Consider the following 25,467-nt stretch of genomic DNA (forward strand, 5'->3'; position numbering starts at 1 on the left):
CCGAGGCAACGGGGCGCGCAGCTCGTCCCTACACTGGCACCATGCCTGACGACGCGAGAGACGTGGCAGCTGAGCGCCGGGACCGTGAGGCCTACTTCCGGAACGAGGTCCTGACGGACGACGAGCGCCCAGCCTTCACGGGGACGAGATATTTCGAGGTCGACGACCGCTATGTTTTTCGGTTGCGGCCGGACTGGCTCGCGGATCCGGAGACGGTCGAGCTGTCTACCAGCAAGGGGCAGAATCGCCCGTACCTGCGCAGTGCCAGGGTCTCGGTTCCCTTCCCGGAAGGGGAGGCCGAGCTGACGATCTTCTCCTCCTTGACGGAACCGGCTCACGCCTTCATTCCCTTCCGGGATGCCACCAGCGGCAGGGAGACCTACGGGGCGGCCCGGTACCTGGAGGTGAAGCGGGAAGACGACTGGGTGACCCTGGATTTCAACCGGACCTACAACCCCTACTGTGCCTATGGGGACCGCTGGAACTGCACGCTGCCGCCAGCGGAAAACATGCTGTCGGTTCTCGTCCCCGTGGGAGAGAAGAGGTACAGGGACGCCCACTGAGCCGGACCCGGCGAGCTGGGCTCCGTGTCGCGCGGGCAGTGCGGGCCGAGCAGGAGATGAGCCGCTTCCATAACCCGGGCCGGGAGAGCTGATTGGCTTTGCGGGGGATCAGGACGTGCTCCAGAACGTTGCTCAGCGCTCCCCCTGCTCCCTCCTCACGTCTGGTCTGCTGGCCCCATGAACAGCGCCTCCAGCTCCTCGACAGAGACCAGCGGGATCGCCGCCATCTGCGTCATCAGGTCGAAGGGCTGGGTGCTCATCACACACACCGGCGACACGGTCCAAAAGCCCTCATCCGTCATGCCAAACTCCCCCAATACCTCGGGGAGACGGCTGGCGACGAAGTCGGCGCGGCGCTGGTGCCGTTCCAGGAGCGCGCGTTCCCGCCCGCCCCTGGCCCGCCGCTTCCCCCGGATCAGCGCCTCGACGTCACTCGCCAACTCCACCGGCGTGCGGGCCACCGTGTAGTCCTTGCACTCGATGACCCACACCCGCCTCCGGTGGCGGTCCACGACGAGCACGTCGACGTCTCCCAGATCGCCCCCGTCCAGCACCAGTCGGAGTTTTCCGATCTTGCGGACGTTCTGGCGTACCTCACACCCGTGGCGCCACGCGACCTCGGCCACCATGGCGTTAAAGGTCACCGCCGCGGCCTCCCGCAACCGGTTCAGGGCACGCGACGCCTGCGGCCGCAGCGGGGCGGCCCGATCGGGAATGGACAGACGCCCGTCCCTAAACAGGCTGGAGGCCCAGTACTGCTTCGCGCCCTCCACCACCCGGTTGCCCCACACGATCTCCTCCCCCGCGGTGCCGGGAACCAGCAGCAGGGGACGACGCGCCAGGGACAGTTCACGGTTGAACTGCCAGGGAAACACGTCGGAGGGCCGGTAGGGCTCGGGCGGGGCCAGGAAGTCCGGCCGCGGGGTCAGGACCAGGGGGGCCAGGGCCAGCAGGACCTTTCCGAGCGGCCAGCCCGACCGCTCCCGCAACACCCGCAGGAACTCGGGGAGCGGCAGGCGCGCGTTCCGCCCCTCGAACCGGTCGCCGATGTTCTGTACCTCGTTCAGAAACCCCATCAGGTCCCGGAACGTCAACCCGTACAGGCTCCGGCAGACCTCGTCGATGCAGTCCAGCCTCCAGTCCGGCTCGGTCTCCTCCTCCGCCTCCAAGTGCCGGTAGCGGGCGGCGTTGTTCGCCTCCATGCTGCGGCTCAAGAGGACCGTGGCCTGGTCGGCACTCGCGGCCGCGTAGTCGGGTGCTTGGACCCGCAGGGCACTGTCCGGGCCGTACTCCGCCTCGACCCTCCCCAACCCGTGTTGCAGGGCGTCCCCCGCGACCCCGTAGTCCACGATCGCGACCGCCATGGCGATCAGCTCATCCACGAGCAGGAGGGACGGGGGCCGCCGCCCCGCCGGGGGTTCCGCTCCGCCACCACAAGTTCGATCAGGAAGCGCAGGGCCGTACTCGTGATGTGATGCTGGCCCTCGATTCGCCGGGCATAGGGGCCGTACGCGAGTTGCCGGGTGACGCCCGTGTGCGAGAGCCAGGCGACGTCGTGCCGCAGGGCCTCGTACAGGGAGAGCAGGGCCTCCAGCAGGGCCGGTCCGTCACAGGTGGCGAGGAGCCCCCGCAGCTTGTCAAACAGCAGCCCGTTGGCCTTCTCCATGATCTTCCGGTCGAGCCGGGGAACGGGCCCGGCGGTCCAGCCGGACTCGGAGGCGAGCGTTCGGCCCACCATCACCTGCGCGGCCTGCCACTCGGCGACCTGGACCAGCCGGGGACGGGTGAGGTTGCGGGGATCGAGTTCGGCGTTCAGGCCGAGAGGCACCGAGAAGATCACGCGCTTGTCGCCTCGGGGCGCGACGCGCTCGACGGCGGCGCGGGTCTGCTCCGGCGTCGGCGGCCGTCCGGTCACCAGCTCGGAGAGCACGTGGTGGGCGGCCGCGAGGAGGTGCCGTTCCGCCGTGTTGTCCGGCTCCCCGAGGAACTCCGCGAAGTCCTGGCCCAGCAGCAGGTGGGCCAGGCCGGCCTTTCGGTCCGCGAAGAGGCCGAAGTGGGGTTTGGACCGGTCTCGCTGGGCATGCACCAGCAGGGCGAGGGCAGGGCGCCCGAGCTCCGGCAGCAGCGGGAGAAGCTGCGGCAGCCACACGGCGAGGGCCTGAACGACGTCACCTGTCGGTCGGTCTGGATCCTCATCCTGTGGCTCCGCGACCTCCGACCCTTCTACGAGATTTTGCCCGTCCCCGTCGAGCACCCAAACCGCCGTTCCTTCGTGTTTGACCACCATGGCGCTGCGGCTCCAGGGGGACACGACTGGCAGGTAGACGCCGGGAGGGGCGTCCTTCGCCCGCTCGACGGGGAGAAGCGAGACGCCGTCCAGCCAGGGCACGATGTGCCGGTCACTGGCCGCCTTGACCTCGCGGCGCCACTCCGCGGCCTGCGCCGAGCCGAGCAGCAGCGGAGTTCCTGCTTCGAACGGGAACGACCGGACGAACTCATGCTGGCAGCAGAAGGCGAGGAGTTCCACCGGCGAGCTGATCTGCAGTTCGACCTCAGCGGCCAGAGCCTGCTGGCTCCGGTGCAGGCGATATAGGGCGAGGGGTTCCTCCCGGTAGGCGGTGGCGAAGGTCTCCAGATCGTCCAGTTCCAGCAGCAGCGTCGAAGCTCGCCGTACCGGGGCCATGCTGAAACGAAACGCGTCCCCCAGGTGGCCGACCACCACGAGGGTCAGGAGGTCGTGTGGTGGCAGGTCAGGGGGCAGGCTTGGGCGAACGTCCGGCAGGTCCAGTTCCCAGTGCCCGACCGGTTCCGCAGGGTTGACCCCGGCGAAAGGTTCCGTGAGGACGACGACGTGAAGCAGGAGTTCGGCATCCAGCAGGTGGAGGGATTGCCGGGCGCCCGGGAAGGGTGAGGCCTCCAGAGGCAGGTCAAGTTGGGAAACACCGAGACGGTGGAGGGCCAGAGCCGTACGCTGCTCGCTTGCCTGGGCTACGCAGGCCGTCAGGGCTTCGCTGACCCCGTGTTTTTGCGCGAGACGCACGACGGCCCTGACGGTGGCGGCGAGGAGCGCGTGGGGACAGGCGACAACCACCTCCTGTCCGCCCTGGACCAGGGGGCGCAGGAGCAGCGGGTTCCCCTGGCCTGCGGGAGAGGCGGGGGAGAGGCTGCCCAGCTTGAGACCGAGGTGGAGCAGCAGCTCCCTCGCGCCCACAAGACCGACCAGGGCGGCCAGTTCCGTCCGTTTGAAGGTTATCGCCCTCCTCACGCGGGAGAGCGTGGCGGAGTCGGGGAGCTGGGGGTGCACGGGCCCGTCCGCCAACCAGTGGGGCCCGGACGGTGGAGTGAGGCGGGAGAGGCTGGCGCGCCGGGCTACCGTGTCGGACAGGCGCAGGACGCTGGCGACGAGCCGGTGCGCCTCCCGGACGAACCCACGGGGCAGGGCCTCCGAGCCGAGTCGTATGGCGCCGACCAGGCTGGCCAGTACGCTCGGCCCCCCAGTCGTCGCCCCTGGGAAGACCAGATAAGGCCCCTCGTCAAAGTCGAACAGCTCCGTGAAGTGGTGCTCGTGGGGATCGTCCTGCCAGGCGATGGGGCCATCCCGCAGCAGTTCGGAGCATAGAAGTTGCTGGAGTTCTTCGCGTGCCGGACGGCGTCCTCCTGAACGGCACGCACAGGCGCCAGCGGCGAGCGCTTCCAGCTGCGCGAGCATGTGGGCATGCCCGGGAAGCAATTGCAGGCCTGCGGCCGTTCTCAACACCTCGGCGGCGGAGTAACCACGCAGCAGGGCCGCTATTTCACGGGCAGGAAGAGACAGGGCAGGGCTTTCGGTGACGGTGGACCTCTGGTGGCTGAGGATAAAGTACCCGGCTGTTGCTCCTCCACGAGTTCGGTAGAGACGGGCGGCAGGGCGCGTTCACGCTGGCTGACCAGCACTCCTACTGCACCCCTCACAGCTTCTGCCAGACCTCGACGGCCTTGAGGGTGCCCAATCCGAGCTGGGCCGCCACGGCTCGGGGGTCACCCGTCCGTTGCAGCAGCCGCAGCCCCGCCGCATTCCGCAGCGCCCGCCAGGCCTTGTAGGGCACATTGGCCCGTCGGCACAACAGGTACACGACCTTGCGGAGTTCGTACTCACTGCTCAGGTCGAACACGGGCCCGGTGGCCGCGAACAGTTCCGTGTGCCCCCGCTCCCGGCCGTACACCTCAAGGGCCGTGAGGAGTTCACCGTGGGCCTCGACCGTGCGGCCCAGGACACTGAGTTGCCCCGCCCGGGTGTCCACATCCGCCCAGGTCAAGTGCAGAACTTCAGGACCCGTGAGTCCCGCCTGGGCGCCCAGCAGGACCAGGGCCCGGTCACGAACACTGGCATGCGTCACCAGCCGCCGCACCTCATCCTCGCTGTACAACTCGCGGTGTTCCTCGGGCCGGTTGCTGGGGAGTTTCAACCCCACGAAAGGATTGGGACCGGGGTGGGCGCCGTGCTCGATCAGTAATCCGTAGAGGCCGCGGACCCGGGTGAGGTGGTTGTGGATGGTGGCGGGCGCGTGGGTGTGCTTCTGCACCAGGAGGCCGAGGTAGGCGTGGGCGTCCCGGGGCGTGGCGTTCAACACACTGCGTCTCTCCTCCTCAGTCCAGCGGAGGTAGGCGCGCAGGGAGGAGAGGTGGTTCTTGCGGGTGGCACTGCCGAAGTGACCGGGAAGCCCTCCAGCGATGAGGTCGAGAAAGGCCTCGTGATCGCCCCGTTCCAGGGTGCGCCATAGACGGGGGAGGGGAGACGCGGTCACCTCCTCAGAATATATACAAATAGGGTCACCCGCTCCCAGCGGCAATCTACTCCCCCTTGCTTGTGCAGGGCTCCGGCAGGTACCCAGGCATGCATGGGGGGAGTAAGCAGGCAGTTCCTCATGTTTCCAGGTGCCTCTTTCCAAGCTTGAGCAAGGGCCGGAGCAGGAGGACTTGCTGCGGGAGCAGGGAGACCTGACTGGGAGACGCTGACACAAGCGCGGGCGCTTGGAATTGTGACGTCTGAACCGTCCCTCTGCCTCTCTTCTTGCCCGGGTTTGCCGGGAAGTTGGGAATTTGGAAAGCGAGGCAAAGGCCTCTTTTGTATATATTCCAGCATATTCCTCAGCGGGGCCGGAGTTGGAACGTGCAGTTCGCCACCACCCGCCGGCTGGGGTTGAACGGTTGAATCATCAGTCGGGCCCTGACGCCCAGCGCCATGGTCAGCGTTTCCACCCACGGTCCCTGCGGGGTCGAGTACACCGCGGTCGCAACGAAGGTGTCCGGTGCGGACCGGACGACCCTGATCAGTCGTCCCACCGAGGCGTTCGTCAGGGAATCGTTGATGGTGCGGCTTAGGCCGCGGGCGTACTGCCCTGAAAGATGTAGCACCTACCACTGGTGGTCGGGGTGACCTTCACCGCGCTGACCCAGGCCGACCCCTTCAGCCCAAGCCGCACGCTGGTGGTGCCTTGACACGGACCGCCTAGCAGTGGTAGCTCTTGTTCCTGCTCACGGGCTGCGACGGCGCGCCGTAGGCGACGTACCACCTGACAGCAGTGTCGCTCTCGCCGGCCCTTCCGGGGGAGATGGTCACCACCTACGGCCGTTTTCCAGCGGGCGCCGCCGTCACGCTCGGGACGCGGACGGTGGCCAGCATGCCGGTGTCGGGACCTGCGCTTCACGGTGCCCGAATGCGCGCTGGCCGGCCCCACCGCACTGTGGGTCGGTCGTGGGGACAAGCACGTGCCGTCCTGGGGAGTCACAGGCAGGACACGCGCGCCCTGAATCTGCGGTCGGACGAGGGCGCCGCCATCACCGCCGACACCTCGGCTTGCGCGTCCTCTCGCCGTCCGGAAGACTGGGGCCGTGCCGTCGGCCGCGACCACCCTCCAGCTGTCTCAGATCACCGACGCCTTGGGATTCGAGCGCCTGTGCATGGACGCCTTGGTCCGCGACGGCCTGACGTACCTCCGGCAGTTGGGTGGCGGCGGCCCCGGGGATGGAGGACGGGACGCGGTGGGCACCGCCCCGGACGGCACCGAGGTGATCGCGGCGTTCAGCCTGCGCAAAGATTGGAACCGCAAACTCCTGTCAGACCTGAAGCGCATTCACAACCTCGGCCACCCGTGCGACCGGGTGGTCTTCGTGACCAACCAGCAGCCCGTTGTCGCTCAGCAGGAAAAGGCCCGCGTCTATGTCCGGGAGACCTATGGCTGGGCGCTCGATATCCGGGACGTGCAGTGGCTGTCCACCATGGCGGATCTCCACCCGGAGTTGCGCCAGAACCATGCCGGGCTGTTCCCGTTCGATCACATGAGGCGGCCGGTTCTGCCGGTCGACCTGGAGGCGCACGTCCGCAGCCTGGAAAACGCGTACCGCGTGTGGCGTGAGCAGTACTCGCCGTTGATGGCTGACGCCTACGAATTCGACCTCCACGCTCTGAAGCGGCCCCCACCGGCCCGCGGGAAGGTCGCGTCGCCCCCCGCGCCTGCCAGTCCGCCGCAGGTGCCGGTCACCGACCTGCCCGCCCAGGCGAAGGTCACGGTTCTGCTGGGCGAATCCGGATCCGGGAAGACGACGACCCTGTGGCGCATCGCGCTGGATCACGCGCACCGCTGGCTGGGGGGCCAAACTTCCTACGCCCCGGTGCTGGTCGACCTCAAGCATTGGACGCCGGACACGCCCATCCGCCACCTGATCGCCCGCGCGTTCACGCACGTGAATGCAGATCAGGACGCGGTGAACGCCCTGCTCCAGGGCGGCCAGCTCCTCCTCTTGCTGGACGGCCTGAACGAACTTCCCGCGTCGCCGGCCGAGCGCGGACAGGCCCAGCGGGACATCCACGCGTTCTTCCAGGGCCTGGGCGAACACCGGGTGGTCGTGTCCTGCCGCACCCCGGACTTCGAGCCCGCCTTCATCGCCGCGGATCAGGAGCACCCGCCGGTGACCTACGAGACAGCGCGACTCAGCGCGGCGCAGGTGCATGATTACGTGATCCGGCGCTTCCCCGGCGACCATGACTGCGCGCAAGCCCTCCTGACGCAGCTGCGCATCGACGACCGGGCGCTGTGGGACAACGCCGCGTCTTTCGTGCACCTCGCCCGGCTCCCGCTGCACCTGCAGCTCCTGGTGGAAGACTTCATGGCGACCGGTGAGGTGCCGCGCAACAAGGGCACACTGCTCCAGCGCCTGATCCGGCGCATGGGCCGAACCGCGGTCACCCGGCGCGCGCCGTACCTCGACGACCACACGCGGGAGTCTGTGCTCAGCACCGTCGCCCACCGCGGCGTCACGTCACAGCGCTACCTCACGTTGCCGGTCACGGTGGCCCGCCAGGGCGTGGCCGACGGCCTCACGGCCCTGATCCAGACGCACGAGCTCCCGTCAGACGCGAACGTGGCCGCGGTCTGGACCGACCTGCTGTCGGACAACTACCTCACCTTCACCCGCGTGGAGGGCGAGTCGGCCGTCAGCCGGGATCGGAACGAGGTGCAGTGGCTGCACCAGACGGTCTTCGATTACAGCCTGGCCCAAACCCTGATCCGCGCCGTCCAGCTGCTCGGGCCAGGCGACCAAGCGCTGCCCGCTCCGCTGGACAAGTGGCTGGCCACACTGCCCGAGATCCTGGATCAGCCGTGCCAGATCGCGTTGGGGCTGCTGCCGCAACAGGAGCGCGTCGTGCTGCTCGACCAGCTGGTGCGGCAACGCAATTCCCTGGCTGGCCGCGTGCTCGTGGGCGAGGAGCCGGCGGCGGCAGACCTCCTCATCGTGGAAAGCCTGGAACTGGTCTTGCAAGACGATCCGCGCGTTCTGACGGACTTGCGCCACGTGGCCCTGCTTCGGCCTTCGGTGGGTGTTGCTACGCGCCTGATTGAGGTCTTCCGGTACCGGTCTGTGGAGGAGAAACGGGAGATTGTCCGCGTGAACTGTGCATTCGCCATTAAGTATCAGGACACGCCGGCAGCGAGACGTGCCCTGCGAAGCGCGCACACGTGGCTGGGAAACCGCGACGAGTGGGTCAAGTTCTACGCCGCGCAGGCCGCGTGGGGCGGGCCGCAGCGGGGCGAGGCCGGACAGGTGCTCCAGCAGCTCCGACAGGCCAGGGATCCTGACGTGCGGCGTGCGGTGGCAACCCTGGCGAAGTCATGGGGCGCATGATGCGCGTTGAAAGGGTCGGCTCGCCTCTCAAGGCAGGGCGTACAGGTACCGCAGCGTCTGCGGAAGGGGCAGGTCCGGGAGGACCGTGCCCTGCTGCCGGGCCGCGTCACGCAGGGCCACGACCTGGGGGAGCAGCTTCGCCGTGGCGTCGTCGAAAATGGCTTGCAGGGCACGATGGGTCTGTCGTTGCACCAGCAGGGCCTGCGCGGCCGTGGCGTACGCGGCCGGCACCTCGAACTGGCCGGCGACCTCCAGCGGCACGATCATCACCTCAACCTGCGGGATACCCAGGCTGTCGAGTTTCCGCACTCGGTTGATGCCGTCCACCAGCACGGTCTTTGGCGTCTTCGCTCCGGCGGGGAGCAACTGCACGAGGATGACCGGCACGGCCAGGTCGGCGCGCGACCAGGCCGTGGCCGTCGGCACACGGGCCTGCTGTGCGGTGGCGTGTGGAATCAGGGTAGCCACATCGACGAACCGGAACCAGGGATTGCCTGCCGTCGAGTACGCGTTGTGCTGGTACCACAGGCTCATCAACCACACCAGCGGCGTGGTAGCCCAGATCTGCGGCTGGCCACCGATGGTCTGACAGAACGATTGGGTGGGCGCAGGAACGTGGGTCATGCGGCCCATCATGCGGCGTGCCCGTACGGTCGTGAGCGCGCGACACGTTCTGGCAAACCGGCCGAAGCAGTGCCCGGCAGAGCGGCTCTCCAAGGACACTCCCCTTCGTTAGACTCCTCCGGCACGAGTGCCGCGGAAGCGGCCCAGCGGGCTGCGACCCGAGCGCCCGTCACCGCTGCCCCTGACGGCCTCCAACTTCAGGCGTTCACTTCCACGGCAGGCTGCTCCCAAAGCGCCGGTCAAACGTATACAGCAGGCAAAGTGGCACATGCTGTCCGCCCTGCTCGCCTACAATTCATCAATGTCACACGGTGACTTCGACCAGCTCCCGTTCGACCTCGCACAGTTTGCCGACAACCCCGAGCCCCGCTGTCCCGTGCTGCTGCTGCTGGACAACAGCGGCAGCATGCAGGGCGAGAAGATCAGCCAGCTCAATGCGGGCCTGACTCACTTCGCCGACGACCTCGCGCGTGACCCGCTCGCCGCCGCCCGCTGCGAGGTGGCGATCGTGTCGTTCGGACCCGTGCGGGAGGTCATGGACTTCACGGGCGTGCAGCAGTTCGCGCCGCCCCATCTCAAGGCCGAATCCGATACCCCCTTGGGGGCCGCCGTGGTGCATGGCCTGGAGATGCTCAAGCGGCGCAAGGAAGTCATCCGGCAGGGCGGGGTCGGGCTGTACCGGCCCTGGGTCTTCCTGATCACCGACGGGGCCCCCACGGACGGCTGGCAGCGAGCGGCGGAGATGGTCCGTCAGGGCGAGGCCAGCGGGTCGTTCGCCTTTTTCAGCGTCGGCGTTCAGGGGGCCGACATGGACATGTTGCGCAAGCTCTCTGTTCGGGAGCCCATCGCCCTGAGTGGCCTGAAGTTCCGCGAGATGTTCCAGTGGCTCTCGGCCAGCCTGAAAAGCGTCTCCCAGAGCACGCCGGGCGACAAGGTGGCTCTGAAAAGTCCGGCTGGGTGGGGCGAGGTCTGACCTTGACCCCCTGGCGGTCCATCCATGCCTCGGTCATGGGCACGGCCCACGCGGGCACCGGGCAGCCCTGCCAAGACCACCACGTTGTCAAGACCCTGACCACGGGCCGGGACGAACCGCTGCTTCTGCTCGTCACGTCTGACGGTGCGGGAAGCGCGGCGCACTCCGAGGAGGGCAGCGCCCTGGTGTGCGAGCAGACCCTATGCTGGCTGGAAATGCGGCTCACGCAGGGCAGCGGGTTCCTGAGCCCTGAAGACGGTCTCGCGCTGGTCCGTGTCCTGAAAACCCAACTGGAAAATTACGCCGGAGAGGATGAGCGCAACTACGCCCTGCGTGACCTGGCCTGCACGGTGAACGTGGCGGCGGTGCTGCCGGACCAGGCCTGGTTCCTGCAGGTGGGGGATGGGGCCGCCATCATCCAGTCCGAGGGCTCGGACTTCGAGGTGGTGTTCTGGCCGGACAACGGCGAGTACGCGAATCAGACCTACTTCGTGACGGACGTGCCGGACGAGCACGTCCACGTGCGGGTGGTGGAGGGCGCGCTCGACCGGGTGGCCCTGATGACGGACGGCCTGCAGACGCTGGCCCTGGCCCTGCAACAACAGGCGGCCCACGCGCCGTTCTTCGAGCCGATGTTCCAGGCCCTGGAGGCGCTGGAAGCCGAGGGCTCCGACGCCCACCTCGCCCTGCAGGCGGGCCTGGGGCGCTTTCTGGACTCGCCGAACGTCAACGCCCGCACCAACGACGACAAGACCCTGGTGCTGAGCAGCCGCCGAATGGTACGGGTGGAAGCGCAGGAGCCCGCCCCGTGACCCTCTCCCGGTACGTGGACGGCCAGGGGCAACCGGTGGTGCTGGACCGTGAGCTGGGGCGGGGAGGCCAGGGCGCGGTGTACACGCTGGCCTCCAGGACGGACGCGGTCGCCAAGATCTACCTCCAGGCCCCCGACGCGCAAACCACCCGCAAGCTCGACGCCCTCGCGCGGGTCGGCGATCCCCAGTTGCTGAGCGTCAGCGCTTGGCCCCAGAGCGTGCTCAAGGACAGCGCGGGGCGGGTTCAGGGCTTCGTCATGCCGCTCGTGGACGAGTCGACCTTCCACGAGCTTCACCTGCTCTACCGCCCGGCCTCCCGGCGACAGTTCTTTCCGGGGGTGGACTGGCGCTTCCTCGTCCACGTGGCGCGCAACGTCGCCCGGGGCTTCGCGGTGCTGCACTCGCGCGGACACCTGATGGGCGACGTGAGTTCGAGGAACGTCATGGTGTCGCCGCAGGGCGTCGTGCGCTTCATCGACACCGACTCGTTCCAGATCAAAGTGGGGAGCGAGACCTACCCGTGCCCGGTGGGGACGGCGGAATTCACGCCGCCCGAGTTGCAGGGCAAGGGCTTCGGGGCCCTTCTGCGGACCACCGAACACGACCTGTTCGGACTCGCCCTGCTGATCTTTCACCTGCTGTTCGACGGGCGGCATCCCTACGCCGGGGTCCACGACGACAAGGCCACCCCCAGCCCGGCCCAGGCCATCGCCGCGGACCAGTTCGCGTACTCCCTCCGGCAGCAGACCGGCGTGAAGCCGCCGCCGTTCAGCCTGACCCTGAATGGTCTCCACCGTACCCTGCAGGATCTCTTTGAGCGGGCCTTTTCCCCCCGGCACCAGAACCGGCCCTCGGCCGCGGAGTGGGAGGCCATTCTGGCGGACCTCGCCAAGCAGCTCACCGCCTGCAGCAGGAACGCGTCGCACTGGCACGACCGGCGACTGCCGTGTCCCTGGTGCGCGCTGCTTCCGGGGAACATCCAGGCCGCGACGGTCAAGACGGGCATTCCGGCGGGGGCCAAACGGTTCGACGTGGAGGCCGAACTCAACCGCATCTGGCAGGGGGTGAACGCCATTCCCCTTCCGCCCCCGCCCCCGGCCGCCGTGGTCCGTGGGGTGCCGGGGCCCCTCGCGCTCCCAGCCAAACCGGTCCTGACTGTACCCCTGGTTACGCCCTCACCCCGAGCCACCCTGTGGGGTGCTGTCTTCGTTCTGGTGGCTGTCTGGGCTGCCGTCCAGAGCCTGTGGCTGTTGTGTTTCGTGTTCGCGTGCCTGGGCTGGTACCACTTCAACAAGAACTCGGCGGGGAACCTGAAGGCCCGCCAGCAGGCGCGGCGTGTGCAGGCCGAACAGGCCCAGCAGCTGGAGTACCTGGGGTCGCTCCGGCAGGACCTGGCCGAACACGAGCGGCAGGCGGACCTCCTGCGGCGCCAGATCAGCGAGGCGCTGGCGCGGCAGCAGGCCGTCAGTGCCCAGACGCAGTACCGCGCGGCGCTGAAGGGGCTGGAGGAGCTGCGCCGCGAGGTGCGGGCGCTGAACCAGGAGGAACAGGACGAACTCGCCGGGGTCGTCGAGCGGCACCGCCAGCCCCGGCTGGAGCGGTACCTCTCGCAGCACGTGATCCGGCCCGGTGTGGTGGCCGGAGTCGGCCCGGCCCTGATCGCCACCCTGAACCAGCACGGGGTGTACACGGCGCGGGACGTCAACCCGAACGTGCGCTGGATCAAGGGGGTCGGACCCAGGCGCCAGCAGGACCTGCTGGCGTGGCGGGACACCCTGGAGCAGTTCTTCCAGTTCGACCCGGCCCAGGTGCCTGTTCAGGAGTACGACGCGGTGAGGACCCGGCTGGACCAGAAGCGCCGAACCAAACTCAAGACGCTGGAGGACGCCGTCGCGCAGCTGCGCCGGGACCTCGTGAGCTGGCAGACCCGTGAGCAGGCGATCGCCCTGGACGTCGGCGAGTTGAAGTTCAAGCTGGCCCAGCGCGAACGGACCATCGCCCTGATCCAGCAGGGCCTGCCCCACCTCAACTGACATGGAGGCCACCCGGGAACAGCTCAGGCGGGTGCTGCAACTGGCCCTGAACAGCCCCTACGAGGGGGAGCGGGCCAAGGCCGCCTCCCTGCTGCTCCAGCGCCTCGAAGCGAGCGGCCTGACCCTGGCGGACCTCGACCCCAGCTTCCACGTCCCGGCCCCCGAGAACGCCCTGCGGGAACGGGCGGGGTTGCCCTACGAGTTCGAGGTCACCCTGAACAGCCGGGAGGAGGCGCTGCTGTACGGCGGGCTGTTGGAGGCACTGGTGCCGTCGTCGGTGACTTGGCTCGAAGGCCACCGCCTCCTGTGCCTGGCCCCAGCGTCGGTGCGGCAGAAGGCTGACGACCTCTTCCGGCGCCGGGCACCTTCCCTCCACCTGCGGCTGGCCGCCGCTCAGAAGCAGGCGCTGCAGGAGTACCAGGTCCGGCGCCGGGTGCTGTTCGAGCAGGCTGTGGCGGCGGAGCTGGAACAGGACGGGCCGTGAAGGGAGGGGCACGTCCCGGCGAGGGCCGGACGATCTGTGGCGCCTGCGCCTAGTACTACAGCCGCAGTTGATAGCATCAGGGAGTGAGCGCAGCGCCTCTGGATGCGGTTGAGGGCTGGGAAGACGAATTGATGAAGTTGCACGCTCGACTCGCCCCCCGCTTCGTGCGAGCCGAGCCGAGACAACGCAGCCTGGCTTACCTGCGCGGATTGCTAAGCCCGTTGGAACGCCGGAACGGCTGGCAACTGGCCGAACACGCTGGGGAACACACCCCGGATGGGATGCAGCGTCTGCTCTCAACTGCGGGGTGGGACGCGGACGCAGTCCGCGACGATCTGCGCGCCTACGTGCTCGACACCTTCGGACCTGGGGGCATCCTGGTCATTGACGAAACGGGCTTTTTGAAGAAGGGGACAAAATCGGCTGGGGTGAAGCGCCAGTACAGTGGGACGGCTGGACGCATCGAGAACTGTCAGGTTGGCGTCTTCCTCGCCTACACCACCGAACACGGCACCTCGTTCGTGGACCGGGAGTTGTTCTTGCCCCAGGAGTGGGCCGACGACCCTGAACGGCGGCGTGAAGCCCGAGTACCTGCGGCACTCGGGTTCCAAACCAAGCCTCAACTGGCCCTGACGATGATTGAACGCGCCCTGAACGCGGGCTGCAAGCCCGCGTGGGTGACGGGTGACAGCGTGTACTCATCGTCCGCCCTCTGTCGCACCCTGGAAGAGCGCAACCTCGCCTACGTACTGGCGATCACGTCCGCGCACACGTTGCGCTTTGTTCAGGACGGTGAGTTGCGGCAGGCCCGGGTGGATGAACTGTTCCAGGAGCTCGACCCACAAGCCTGGCAGCGTCTCTCAGCGGGGTCGGGCAGCAAGGGGGAGCGGTTGTACGACTGGGCTTGGATCAATACCCGCAGACTCGGCCGATCAGATACACCGCAGCCGACCGAGACGGTCGGCTCTGCTCGTTGGCTGCTGGCCCGTCGAAGCATTGCCAAACCCGAGGAAGTGACGTTTTACCGCGTGTGTTCACCGCCAGCGACCACACTGCAAGACGTGGTGCATATTGCCGGGTCACGGTGGTCTATCGAAGTCGGCTTCGAGCAGGCCAAGAACGAGGCCGGGCTGGATGAGTACGAGGTTCGCTCCCACGTAGGCTGGTATCGGCATGTGACCTTGGCGTTGCTCGCCCACGCTCTGTTGGGCGCCTTACGCGCCCAGCACAAAAAGGGGGGACGAGAGACGACGACTTGATCGCACTCACCGTGCCGGAGGTGCGCCGTTTGCTGTGCCGTCTGTTGTGGTCTTCACTTCCACCATCGGATTTCGTGCTGGCCTGGTCCACTTGGGGGATAGGACGAGATCCAGGAATTTTAGTACGCTAAGCCGCCCCGTCCCCCTCCGGCAGGCCGGTGGAAGCGCGTTTCACGATGTCCATAACGGTATTTTTGCTCAGGCGCAGCTCGCGGGCGATCTCTCGATACGACCGACCCTCAGCGCGCAGCCGCAGCACCCGCGTCGTGTACCGCTCCGCTTTCACTCGCTGCCCCGGCTGACGACCGAACCGCACGCCACGCTCCCGCGCCGCCGCGATGCCCGACTTCACCCGTTCCCGCAACAGGTCCCGCTCAAACTCCGCCAGCGCCGCCATCAACGATGCGAACAGCTTGCCCTGTGGCGAACTCAGGTCAAATTGCAAGCCTGTCTGCGCGATCACGGACACACCGCACGCCTCCAGCTCCCGCAGGCTGTGCAGCAGATCAGTCGTCGAGCGTCCCCAGCGGGTGAGTTCCGTGACCAGCACCGCCTGAATGTGGCGGTCGCGCGCCAGCGCGACCACCCTGTTCCGCTGACCACGCTGGTCCTTGCTCCCAGAAGCCGTTTCCTTGAACACGCCCACGACTTCGTATCCCCCACGCTCGGCAAAGGCCCGCAGGTCCCGTTCCTGGCGGTCACACGACTGGTCACCCGTGGACACCCGGCAGTAGATGGCGGCGCGCTGTCCCATTTGAACCTCCTGAGAACGAGAACCGTTTTTGCTCGTTTCCATCGTGCCTGGAATCTGTCCCACTTGAACTGTACGTTGATTGGGACAGCGCGGCCCGCTGGCCCGACAGCTCGCTTGGTGACATCGTGAAGCGTGTGGGATTGGCCCAGAGCTTCGTTTCCAGGCTGGTGGCGGAACTGTGGGACGAGGGCTTGCTGACGACCCGGCCTGATCCTGCTGACCGCAGGCGCGTGGGGTGAGTCTGGCCCCGGGCGTTTGAGAGGAGTGCTCATGCCGCGTGCCCGCAGTCCCCTGGGCGATACCCTGGCACAGCGGCATGAATCTCTCGCCCGCCGAGGTGCAACGCGCCGAATCCCTGCTGGATTGAGCTGGCGTCTCTCCTCCAAGCCTGAACATGGCCTCACGGTAGTAATGGAACGGCGAACCGGCATATTGCTGTTTTCGTTCGTCCAGCATGACGTTTTACAGTAAAGTGGGCTGGTTCTCGAGTCTTTGCCCTGCAAGAAATCGGGATAAGGTCAGCAACCCGAGACAGACATTGGTGGGAGCTTTTGCCCACCTCCTCTGACCTGAGCCAACCTCAACTCTTCCTTCTCTAGACTCGGCAACATGCCAGGTCCTGTAGGGCCGCGAGGAGGAACACCGCCCCCGCGTGAGGGCAAAGCTCCTCTGCGCGGCAGGAGGGGACGCACAGGAGCTTCAGCCCTGTCCCCTGGCCCCGAAGGCCAGCGAAATCGCCAGCATGTCGTCGAACCCGCGCTGGGCGGCCTCCAGGTCGCGGCGTTCGATACCGTCCACGATGCGCCCGTGGGTGGCGAGGTTCTCTTCCAGTTGCCCGCTGGCCTTGAGATGGGCGATGCTGCGGCGCAGTTGCTCCATCATGGGCCGCTGAATCGCCCGCATCAGCCGGGTCACCACCCGGTTTCCGGCCACCTCGGACAGCAGCAGGTGAAACTGCATGTCGGCTTCGGCGTAGGCGTCGGGGTCCCCCATCCCGTCGCGCATGGCCTCGACCGCGCCGCGCAGCTCCCCCACCTGGGCAGGCGTCGCCTGGGCGGTGGCCTGGGCGATGGTGAAGGCCTCGAGCATCCGCCGCGCCTGCATCAGCTCCTCGAATTCCCGTTCGTCGCCCACCGCGCCGAGCCAGCCGTCGAAGGTCGGCGAAGCCCCGCCCACGCTGCGCACGATAGTGCCGCGTCCGGGGGTGGAGTCCACCAGCCCCGCCGCCGTGAGGACGCTGATGGCCTCGCGCACCCCGGCCAGGCTGGTGCCGAACTGCTGGGCAAGTTCGCGCTGTCCCGGCAGCCGGTCGCCGGGCTTGAAGGTGCCGTCATTGATGAGTTGCTGGAGCTGCTCAGCGATGTCGGCGCCGACAGAGCGGCGCTTTTGCAGGGGGCGAATGGGCGTCGGGACACGGGGAGGCATCGCACCGCAGTCTAGAGGCTGAGGAGCAGGCTCTCCAAGAAGGGGCTTGCTTTTCGCCAGCATCAGAAGCAGGCGGCGAGGAAGTGAAAGCCAGTCAGGGTGGAGGACCGGCGTTCTAGGTTGCGTCCCAAGCAACGGCGGCGGGACAAGCATGCTAACGAAGGCCCGACCACACGGCGCTCAGGAAGCAGGACAAAGCCACGTGAAGCGCCTTTGCGCCGCTTGGCCCCTTCATCGCCCGCCCGCTGTCCGCTCCCTGGGGTGCTTTGCAACGCATGGCTTCTCGCCCCCACAAGGCGCGCGTAGGGCATACTCCTGCCATAACTCTACAGTTGGCCGCAGCCTGCCCGTGCAATCCCATGCGAATGTGGCGGTGGAGAGGTGTCCGATGCAAATTCAAGTGAAGATCGACCAAATGGGGCCATCCACGGCAGAAGCGGCGGCACGGACACACCGGGTGCTGGTCGACCGCCCGGTCGAGAAGGGCGGCGAGGACCGGGGGATGATGGGCGGCGAATATCTGCTGACCGGCCTGGGCGGCTGCTTCATGAGTAACCTGCTCGCGGCCATTCGCGCCCGTGAGGCGGACATTGGGAATGTTCACCTGGAAGTCAATGGCACGCTGGCGGCGGCCCCCAGCCGCTTCAGTGCCATCGAGGTGGTGGTGTACGCGCAGGCCGCCGACCGGGCACTGCTGGAGAAGCTGGTCGAGATGGCCGACCGTGCCTGTATCTCGTCGAACACCCTGCGCCAGGCGGTCCCCCTCACCTTCCGGATCGCTCAACCCGCCTGAAGGTGCAGCGGCGCCGCTCCATACCGTCAAGGGGTCATGGCTGGGGTCCCGAGGGTGGACGGCACAACGGGGCTGGAGCCGCGCGTCGCAGACGTGACCCGGGCGCTTCGTCCGGGGACCACAGCCGTTCCTGACACGACGAAGCTCGCAAACATGACCTGTGGAGGCCACTGACCCTTTCGTACGGACGCCGCGCCGCTTCCCCGAAACCGAAGGCAGCGACGCCGCGCCGGGTCGCGAAGCTTATACTCAGTCCAGAAATTGTTCAGAACAATTGACATTCAGAACAAGTTGCTCCACCCTGAAGGGACTTTCAGACAATTCAAGAGAGGGAGGGCGGCACCCAGGTGCTGCCAAAGGAGGACGGATGGAACAAGCCGTGTCGGTCTGGACGCAGAATTACGCGCCCATCGGGGGAAGTCTGTGGCTTTCCACGCTGGTGGCGCTGATTCCCGTCGTGTTTTTCTTCGTCGCCCTGGTGGGCCTGCGCCTCAAGGGGTACGTGGCCGGGGCCATCACGGTGCTGCTGGCCTTTCTGGTGGCGGTGCTCGGCTACGGGATGCCCTTCGCCAAGGCAGCCTGGGCCACGCTGTACGGCTTTGGCTATGGGCTGTGGCCGATTGCCTGGATCATCGTCGCCGCCGTGTTTCTGTACAAGGTGGCGGTCAAGACCGGGCAGTTCGAGGTCATCCGGCAGTCGGTGCTGAATATCACCGAGGATCAGAGGTTGCTGGTCGTGCTGATCGGCTTCTGCTTCGGTGCGTTTCTGGAAGGGGCCGCCGGATTCGGCGCGCCGGTCGCCATCACGGCAGCGCTGCTGGTGGGCCTGGGTCTGAACCCGCTCTATGCCGCCGGGCTGTGCCTGATCGCCAACACCGCGCCCGTCGCCTTCGGGGCGCTGGGCATTCCGATCACCGTAGCGGGCGGCCTCACCGGGATTCCGGCACACACCATCGGCCAGATTGCCGGGCGACAGCTCCCGCTGCTGGCGCTGTTCGTCCCGTTCTTCATGGTTTACCTGATGGACTCGGGCAAGGGCGGCATGAAAGCTGGGATGAAGGGCGTGCGTGACCTGTGGCCCGCGCTGCTGGTCGCCGGGCTGTCCTTTGCGGTCACGCAGTACCTCACCTCCAACTTCATCGGGCCGGAACTGCCCGACATCACCTCGGCACTCGTCAGCCTGGTCGCCACCGCCACCTTCCTGAAGTTCTGGAAACCGCGGGAAATCCAACCTATCCCCGCGCCGCAGACGGTGGGGGCGGCCTACCGGCCTGTCCAGACGGCCAACATGACCGCTGGAAGCGTCCTCAAAGCGTGGTCGCCCTTCCTGCTGCTCACGCTGTTCGTGGTGATCTGGAGCCTGCCCGGCTTCAAAGCCCTGTTCGACCTCAAGGCTCCCGGCCCGCTCGCCTGGACGGTGTCGCACTGGGACGTGCCCACCCTCAACAACCAGGTGTTGAAGGTGGCGCCCATCGTCGCCGAGCCGACCCCCTACGCCGCGAGCTACAAGCTCGACTGGCTCTCGGCCACCGGCACCAGCATCTTCCTGGCCGCACTCGTCAGCATGGCCGTGCTCGGCATGAAGGCCCGTGAAGGTGTGCAGACCTTCGTAGAAACCCTCAAGGAACTCTTCTACCCGGTCCTGACCATCATGTTCGTGCTGGGCTTCGCGTATATCGCCAACTACTCCGGCCAGAGCGCCACGATGGCCCTGGCGCTGGCGCAGACCGGGCAGCTCTTCCCGCTGTTCTCGCCGATGCTGGGCTGGCTGGGCGTGTTCCTGACCGGCTCGGACACCTCCTCCAACGCGCTGTTCAGCAATCTTCAGCAGGTGACCGCGCAACAGGTGGGCATGAACCCGGCGCTAGCCGTCGCCGCCAACACCACCGGGGGCGTGACCGGCAAGATGATTTCCCCGCAGAGCATCGCCGTCGCCTGCGCCGCCGTGGGCCTGGTGGGCCGCGAGAGCGAGCTGCTGCGCTTCACCGTGAAAAAGAGCCTGGGCTTCCTCGCTATCATCATGGTCATCACTTACCTCCAGGCCTACGTCGTGCCGGGGATGATTCCTCACCCATAAACCCCGCCTTTCCGACTGAAACCACCACGCCGGAAGGCCACAGGACTATTCCTGGTGACCTTCCCCCGCCCCTCGAAAAGGAACGCCATGCACATCGACCTCTTCCTCACCTGCGTCAACGACGCGCTGTTTCCCGCAACCGGGCAGGCGACCGTCCGGTTGCTCGAACGCCTGGGCCACCGGGTGAACTTCAACCCCGCCCAGACCTGCTGCGGGCAGATGCACCTGAACACCGGCTACCGCGAAGACGCCCTGCACCTCATCCGCAAGTTCGTGCGCGACTTCCGTGACTCGGAGGTCGTGGTGACGCCCAGCGGCTCGTGCGCCGCGATGGTGCGCGAACTGTACCCCGAGGCCGCGCAGTGGGCCGGGGACGACGAGTTGCTGCGCGACGTGGAGGCCCTCGCCCCCCGCGTCTTCGAACTCTCCGAGCTTCTGGTGAACAAACTCGGCGTGACCGACGTGGGCGCGTACTACCCGCACCGCGTGACCTATCACCCCACCTGCCACGCCATGCGCGCGCTGCGGGTGGGCGACGCGCCGCTGCAACTCCTGAGGAACGTGCGCGGCATGACGCTGGTGGAACTGGAAGGCGCGAACGAATGCTGCGGCTTCGGCGGCACCTTCGCGGTGAAGAATCCCGACGTGAGCGCGGCGATGCTGACCGACAAGGCCCGGCACATCATGAACACCGGGGCCGAAGCCTGCACGGCGGGCGACAACTCGTGCCTGCTGCACATCGGCGGCGGGCTGCACCGCCTGCGCTCGGGCACCCGCACCGTCCACCTCGCCGAGATCCTGGCGAGCACCGAAGAGGAGGTGTTCGCGTGAGCGACCACGGAGGTCTGCACCCCGCCCAGCCGTTTCCCGAAGCCGCCCGCGAGCAGGTGGTGAGGGCCCAGCTCCGGGCCAACCTGCGCAAAGTCACGCACACCATCCGCGAGAAGCGCGCGAACGTGGTGGGGGAGCTGCCCCAATGGGAACAGTTGCGGACGCTGGGGGCCGCGACGAAGGACGCCTCGCTCGCCAACCTTTCCGACCGCCTGCTGCAACTGGAGCAGAGCGTCAAGGCGCGGGGCGGGCACGTCCACTGGGCGCGGGACGCGCAGGAAGCCCGCGAGATCGTGGCCCGGATCGCGGCGGCCCACGGCGCCCGCGAACTGATCAAGGTCAAGTCGATCACCTCCGACGAGATCGAGCTGAACCGGGCGCTGGAGGAACGCGGCATCCACGCCATCGAGACGGACCTCGCGGAACTGATCGTGCAGCTCTCGCATGACCGGCCCAGCCACATCCTCGTCCCGGCCATCCACCGCAACCGCGCCGAGATTCAGGCCCTCTTCAACGCGGAGCTGCCCGGCGAGGGCGAGCTGCCCGACGACCCGGCGGCCCTCGCGGCGGCGGCGCGGCGCTACCTGCGCCACAAGTTCCTGACCACCAAGATGGCCGTATCGGGCGCGAATTTCGCCATTGCCGAGACGGGGACGGTGTGCGTGGTGGAGTCCGAAGGCAACGGGCGCATGTGCGTCACGCTGCCGGAGGTGCTGGTCAGCATCATGGGCATCGAGAAGGTGCTGGAGACGTGGGAGGACATCTCGGTCTTCATGGAACTCCTGCCGCGCAGCAGCACCGCCGAGCGCATGAACCCCTACAACTCCTTCTGGAGCGGCGTGACCCCCGGCGACGGCCCGCAGGAATTCCATCTGGTGCTGCTCGACAACGGGCGGACCAACGTGCTGGCCGACGACTTCGGGCGGCAGACGCTGCGCTGCATCCGCTGCTCGGCCTGCCTGAACGTCTGCCCCGTGTACGAACGGGCGGGCGGCCACGCCTACGGCAGCGTCTACCCCGGTCCCATCGGCGCGATTCTGACGCCGCAACTGCTGGGGATGCACGACAAGAACGCCAACACGCTGCCCGGCGCGTCCAGCCTATGCGGCGCGTGCTACGACGTGTGCCCGGTCAAGATCAACATCCCGCAGGTGCTGATTTACCTGCGCTCCGAGGCGAATCTGCAAAAGGGCCTCACCGCCGAGGCGCTCGCCATGAAGGGCATGAAGTTCGTGATGTCGGAAGGCTGGCGCTTCGAGGGGGCGCTGGAGCTTGCCCGCGTGGGCCAGGGGCCGCTGGTGCACGGCGACGCGATCACCTCGCTGCCGGGGCCGCTCGCGGGCTGGACCCAGGTGCGTGACCTGAAGCCCTTCCCGAAAGAGGGGTTCCGCGATTGGTGGCGCAACCGCCCGGCGCCCGTGGACGCGGCCCCGCCCGCCATCGTACAGAAGGCCGAGGAAGGCCCCGTCCCGCCGCAGAAGAAGGAAGGCGGCCAGTTCGACGCCGAGCCGCCCAGAGAGGACACGTTATGACTGCCGAGCCCTTTCCCTCCACGGCGGAAGCCAAACTGGAACTGCTGACCCGCATCAACCGCGCCATCGCCGGGGCGGAGCAACAGCCTCTGCCCCCCTACCCGGTGTCCGCGCCGCTCTCCCGTGAAGCCGTCTTGCACCAGTTCGAGGACCGCATTCTGGACTACAAGGCGGCGTTCACCCGCGTCCTGGCAGGCGAGATCGTGGGGGCGGTGGCGGCGGCGCTGGGCGGGGCGCGGCGGGTCATCGTGCCGCCCGGCCTCGCGGCGGCGTGGCTGCCCGCTGGCCTGGATATGCTGCGCGACGACCCGCCCTTATCACACGCCGACCTCGACCGGGCGGAGGCGGTGGTTACCGGGTGCGCGGTCGCGGTGAGCGAGACGGGCACCATCATCCTCGACCACGGCCCCGACCAGGGCCGCCGGGCGCTCTCGCTGATCCCCGACCTGCACGTATGCCTGGTGCGTGGGGATCAGGTCGTGCAGACGGTCCGGCAGGCCGTGGACACTGTGGCCGCCAGCGTGCGCGCGGGCCGCCCCCTGACCTGGCTTTCGGGCGGCAGCGCGACCAGCGACATCGAACTGGTGCGCGTGGAGGGGGTGCATGGGCCGAGGCACCTGCACGTTATCGTCGTCGAATAGTACGGATTCCGTCTGAGCAATGGTCCGGACCCTTTCGAGGGGGAGTACGGCAAAAGAATTCTCGTGTTTCAAGAGGCACGCGGAGGACGCATGGACATGATTCGCTGGTTCCAGACACTAAGGATGACCGACGTGGAGGTCGTGGGCGGCAAGAACGCCTCCATCGGCGAGATGATCCAGGGCCTCGCCGGGGCCGGGGTGCGGGTGCCCGGCGGCTTCGCCACGACCGCCGACGCCTTCCGCGCGTTCCTGACCCAGAACGGGATTGAGGAACGCATCAATACCCGCCTCGCGGCCCTCGACGTGAACGACGTGGTGGCCCTCGCGGACGCCGGGCGCGAGATTCGCGGCTGGGTGGAGGGCGGCGCGCTGCCCGCCGAGCTGGAAGCGGCCATCCGGGACGGCTACGCCCAGCTCGCCCAGGAGTCCGGGGGCGTGGACCCCGACGTGGCCGTGCGGTCGAGCGCCACCGCCGAGGACCTGCCGGAAGCGAGTTTCGCGGGCCAGCAGGAAACCTTCCTGAACGTGCGGGGCATCGACTCGGTGCTGCACCACGTCCGCCTCGTCTTCGCCTCCCTGTACAACGACCGGGCGATCTCTTACCGCGTTCACCACAACTTCGAGCACGCGGATGTGGCGCTCTCGGCAGGGGTGCAGCGGATGGTCCGGACAGACCTCGGCGTGTCGGGCGTGGCCTTTACCCTGGACACCGAGAGCGGCTACCGGGACGCGGTGCTGGTGACGGCGGCGTATGGGTTAGGGGAACTCGTCGTGCAGGGGGCCGTGAACCCCGACGAATACTTCGTGTACAAGCCCGCGCTAAAGGCCGGGAAGCGGGCCGTGCTGCGCCGCACTCTGGGCAGCAAGGCCCGCCGGATGATTTACGCCGAGGGCGGCGGCGTGGAGAGCGTGGACGTGCCCGAGGAGGAGCGCCGCCGCTTCTGCCTCTCGGACGAGGACCTCACCGAACTCGCTCGGCAGTGCGTGACCATCGAGGACCACTACGGCCGCCCGATGGACATCGAGTGGGGCAAGGACGGACGCGACGGGCTCATTTACATCCTCCAGGCCCGGCCCGAGACGGTGCAGAGCCGCGCCGGGCGCACGCTGGAACGCTTCGAGCTGCAAGGCAAAGGTGAGGTGCTGGTCGAAGGCCGCGCGGTGGGCAACCGCATTGGCGCGGGGACGGTGCGGGTGGTGCGCGATCCCGCCGAGATGGACCAGGTGCAGGACGGCGACGTGCTGGTCGCCGACATGACCGACCCCGACTGGGAACCCGTGATGAAGCGGGCGTCGGCCATCGTGACCAACCGGGGCGGGCGCACCTGCCACGCGGCGATCATCGCGCGGGAGCTGGGGATTCCGGCGGTCGTGGGCACCGGGAACGCCACCCGCGAGCTGGAGAGCGGCGCCCAGGTCACCGTCTCCTGCGCCGAGGGCGACACCGGCTACGTGTACGCGGGGGAGCTGCCCTACCGGGTCAACCGCGTCGAGCTGGACGCCATGCCCCCCGTCTCCATGAAGATCATGATGAACGTGGCCTCGCCCGACCGCGCCTTCTCCTTCGCCGCGCTCCCCAACGAGGGCGTGGGGCTGGCCCGCGTCGAGTTCGTCATCTCCAACGTGATCGGGATTCACCCCCGTGCGCTGCTGGATTACCCGAACGTGCCCGATGACGTGCGGGCGCAGATCGAGGAGAAGACGGCCGGGTACGCGACCCCCCGCGACTTCTTTCGCGAGAAGCTGGCCGAGGGGGTGGCGACCATCGCGGCGGCCTTCGCGCCCAAGCCGGTGATCGTGCGCCTGAGCGACTTCAAGAGCAACGAGTACGCCCACCTGATCGGCGGCCCCGCCTACGAGCCGCACGAGGAAAACCCGATGATCGGCTTCCGGGGCGCTTCCCGCTACCGTTCGCCCGACTTCGCCGCCGCCTTCGCGCTGGAATGCGAGGCGATCCGCGAGGTGCGCGACGGGATGGGCCTGACCAACGTGCAGGTCATGATTCCCTTCGTCCGCACGGTGGGCGAGGCGCAGACCATCACCCAGATTCTGGAGAAGAACGGCCTCCAGCGCGGCGAGAACGGGCTGAAGGTCATCATGATGTGCGAGGTGCCGTCGAACGCCATCTTGGCCGACCAGTTCCTCGAACACTTCGACGGCTTCTCCATCGGCTCCAACGACCTGACGCAGCTCACGCTGGCGCTCGACCGCGACTCCGGGCTGGTGGCCGACCTGTTCGACGAGCAGAACGAGGCGGTGCTGGCGCTGATGAGCCAGGCCATCCAGGCCGCCAAGCGAGCGGGCAAGTACGTGGGTATCTGCGGGCAGGGGCCTTCGGACCACCCGGCGCTGGCGGCGTGGCTGATGGAACAGGGCATTGATTCCGTCAGCCTCAACCCCGATAGCGTGCTGACCACCTGGCTGCACCTGGCCCAGGCGGACCCGGACGCGGACCAGCGTCCGGTGCAAGGGTGAGTCCGGCATGGATGCCCGCTTCCATCCC

At 67.6% G+C, this 25,467-nt stretch carries 20 protein-coding genes and 1 pseudogene; 14 read left to right on the plus strand and 7 right to left on the minus strand.

Annotated features, from left to right (window positions below; translation table 11 throughout):
- Positions 1-41: 41 nt before the first annotated feature.
- On the plus strand, positions 42-563 hold the full coding sequence (locus tag IC605_RS17995) for a DUF1684 domain-containing protein (protein ID WP_216327381.1): 522 nt from the start codon (positions 42-44) through the stop codon (positions 561-563).
- Between the two features lie 155 nt (positions 564-718).
- Here the strand turns inward: IC605_RS17995 and IC605_RS18000 are convergent, their stop codons facing one another.
- From IC605_RS18000 to IC605_RS18010, 3 genes are all read right to left on the minus strand, one after another.
- The gene (locus IC605_RS18000; protein WP_216327382.1) at positions 719-1,927 is read right to left on the minus strand and encodes a hypothetical protein; all 1,209 of its coding nucleotides are present in this window, start codon (positions 1,925-1,927) and stop codon (positions 719-721) included.
- Positions 1,928-1,932: 5 nt separating this feature from the next.
- Positions 1,933-4,272 (minus strand): hypothetical protein, encoded by a 2,340-nt coding sequence (locus IC605_RS18005; RefSeq protein ID WP_216327383.1) that lies wholly within the window; start codon positions 4,270-4,272, stop codon positions 1,933-1,935.
- Between the two features lie 238 nt (positions 4,273-4,510).
- Complete coding sequence (locus IC605_RS18010) at positions 4,511-5,347, minus strand: tyrosine-type recombinase/integrase (protein WP_343216660.1); 837 nt, start codon at positions 5,345-5,347, stop codon at positions 4,511-4,513.
- A gap of 1,087 nt (positions 5,348-6,434) precedes the next feature.
- Between IC605_RS18010 and IC605_RS18015 the strand changes: the two genes are divergently transcribed.
- Positions 6,435-8,726: an NACHT domain-containing protein gene (locus tag IC605_RS18015; protein ID WP_216327385.1), complete on the plus strand. Its 2,292-nt coding sequence runs from the start codon at positions 6,435-6,437 to the stop codon at positions 8,724-8,726.
- Positions 8,727-8,753: 27 nt separating this feature from the next.
- Here IC605_RS18015 and IC605_RS18020 read toward each other — a convergent pair whose 3' ends face one another.
- Entirely contained in the window at positions 8,754-9,350 is a 597-nt protein-coding gene (locus IC605_RS18020; protein WP_216327387.1) for a hypothetical protein, read from the minus strand.
- A 301-nt stretch (positions 9,351-9,651) separates the two neighbouring features.
- On the opposite strand from IC605_RS18020, the gene IC605_RS18025 reads away from it, so the two are divergent.
- The 5 genes from IC605_RS18025 (at position 9,652) to IC605_RS18045 (ending at position 14,911) form a co-directional block, all read left to right on the plus strand.
- A complete protein-coding gene (locus tag IC605_RS18025; protein WP_216327390.1) occupies positions 9,652-10,323 on the plus strand; it encodes a vWA domain-containing protein in 672 nt (223 codons plus the stop codon).
- A gap of 2 nt (positions 10,324-10,325) precedes the next feature.
- Positions 10,326-11,135, plus strand: coding sequence for a PP2C family serine/threonine-protein phosphatase (locus IC605_RS18030; protein WP_216327393.1), 810 nt, complete (start codon positions 10,326-10,328; stop codon positions 11,133-11,135).
- Positions 11,132-13,168: a protein kinase domain-containing protein gene (locus tag IC605_RS18035; protein WP_216327396.1), complete on the plus strand. Its 2,037-nt coding sequence runs from the start codon at positions 11,132-11,134 to the stop codon at positions 13,166-13,168. Before IC605_RS18030 ends, IC605_RS18035 begins: the two co-directional genes overlap by 4 nt.
- Position 13,169: 1 nt before the next feature.
- Entirely contained in the window at positions 13,170-13,652 is a 483-nt protein-coding gene (locus IC605_RS18040; RefSeq protein WP_216327399.1) for a hypothetical protein, read from the plus strand.
- A 131-nt stretch (positions 13,653-13,783) separates the two neighbouring features.
- Positions 13,784-14,911: an IS701 family transposase gene (locus tag IC605_RS18045; protein WP_216327511.1), complete on the plus strand. Its 1,128-nt coding sequence runs from the start codon at positions 13,784-13,786 to the stop codon at positions 14,909-14,911.
- A gap of 127 nt (positions 14,912-15,038) precedes the next feature.
- On the opposite strand, the gene IC605_RS18050 is transcribed toward IC605_RS18045, so the two are convergent.
- Complete coding sequence (locus tag IC605_RS18050; RefSeq protein ID WP_216327401.1) at positions 15,039-15,665, minus strand: recombinase family protein; 627 nt, start codon at positions 15,663-15,665, stop codon at positions 15,039-15,041.
- Positions 15,666-15,733: 68 nt separating this feature from the next.
- On the opposite strand from IC605_RS18050, the gene IC605_RS25600 reads away from it, so the two are divergent.
- Complete coding sequence (locus IC605_RS25600) at positions 15,734-15,904, plus strand: MarR family transcriptional regulator (RefSeq protein WP_425514231.1); 171 nt, start codon at positions 15,734-15,736, stop codon at positions 15,902-15,904.
- A gap of 460 nt (positions 15,905-16,364) precedes the next feature.
- Here IC605_RS25600 and IC605_RS18060 read toward each other — a convergent pair whose 3' ends face one another.
- On the minus strand, positions 16,365-17,090 hold the full coding sequence (locus IC605_RS18060) for a FadR/GntR family transcriptional regulator (protein WP_216327407.1): 726 nt from the start codon (positions 17,088-17,090) through the stop codon (positions 16,365-16,367).
- Positions 17,091-17,123: 33 nt separating this feature from the next.
- Positions 17,124-17,311, minus strand: a pseudogene (locus tag IC605_RS18065) (IS5/IS1182 family transposase); the annotation flags it as partial.
- Positions 17,312-17,478: 167 nt separating this feature from the next.
- Here IC605_RS18065 and IC605_RS18070 point away from each other — a divergent pair.
- The 6 genes from IC605_RS18070 (at position 17,479) to ppsA (ending at position 25,439) form a co-directional block, all read left to right on the plus strand.
- On the plus strand, positions 17,479-17,883 hold the full coding sequence (locus IC605_RS18070; RefSeq protein ID WP_216327410.1) for an OsmC family protein: 405 nt from the start codon (positions 17,479-17,481) through the stop codon (positions 17,881-17,883).
- Positions 17,884-18,250: 367 nt separating this feature from the next.
- The gene (locus IC605_RS18075) at positions 18,251-19,960 is read left to right on the plus strand and encodes a lactate permease LctP family transporter (RefSeq protein ID WP_246581010.1); all 1,710 of its coding nucleotides are present in this window, start codon (positions 18,251-18,253) and stop codon (positions 19,958-19,960) included.
- A gap of 87 nt (positions 19,961-20,047) precedes the next feature.
- Positions 20,048-20,791, plus strand: a complete 744-nt coding sequence (locus IC605_RS18080; protein WP_216327413.1) for a (Fe-S)-binding protein — start codon at positions 20,048-20,050, stop codon at positions 20,789-20,791.
- Positions 20,788-22,323, plus strand: a complete 1,536-nt coding sequence (locus IC605_RS18085) for a lactate utilization protein B (protein WP_216327415.1) — start codon at positions 20,788-20,790, stop codon at positions 22,321-22,323. Before IC605_RS18080 ends, IC605_RS18085 begins: the two co-directional genes overlap by 4 nt.
- Complete coding sequence (locus IC605_RS18090; protein WP_216327419.1) at positions 22,320-22,964, plus strand: LutC/YkgG family protein; 645 nt, start codon at positions 22,320-22,322, stop codon at positions 22,962-22,964. Before IC605_RS18085 ends, IC605_RS18090 begins: the two co-directional genes overlap by 4 nt.
- A 90-nt stretch (positions 22,965-23,054) precedes the next feature.
- Entirely contained in the window at positions 23,055-25,439 is a 2,385-nt protein-coding gene (gene ppsA / locus IC605_RS18095; protein WP_216327421.1) for a phosphoenolpyruvate synthase, read from the plus strand.
- Positions 25,440-25,467 lie beyond the last annotated feature (28 nt).

The sequence above is a fragment of the Deinococcus aestuarii genome, assembly GCF_018863415.1.
Taxonomy (GTDB): domain Bacteria; phylum Deinococcota; class Deinococci; order Deinococcales; family Deinococcaceae; genus Deinococcus; species Deinococcus aestuarii.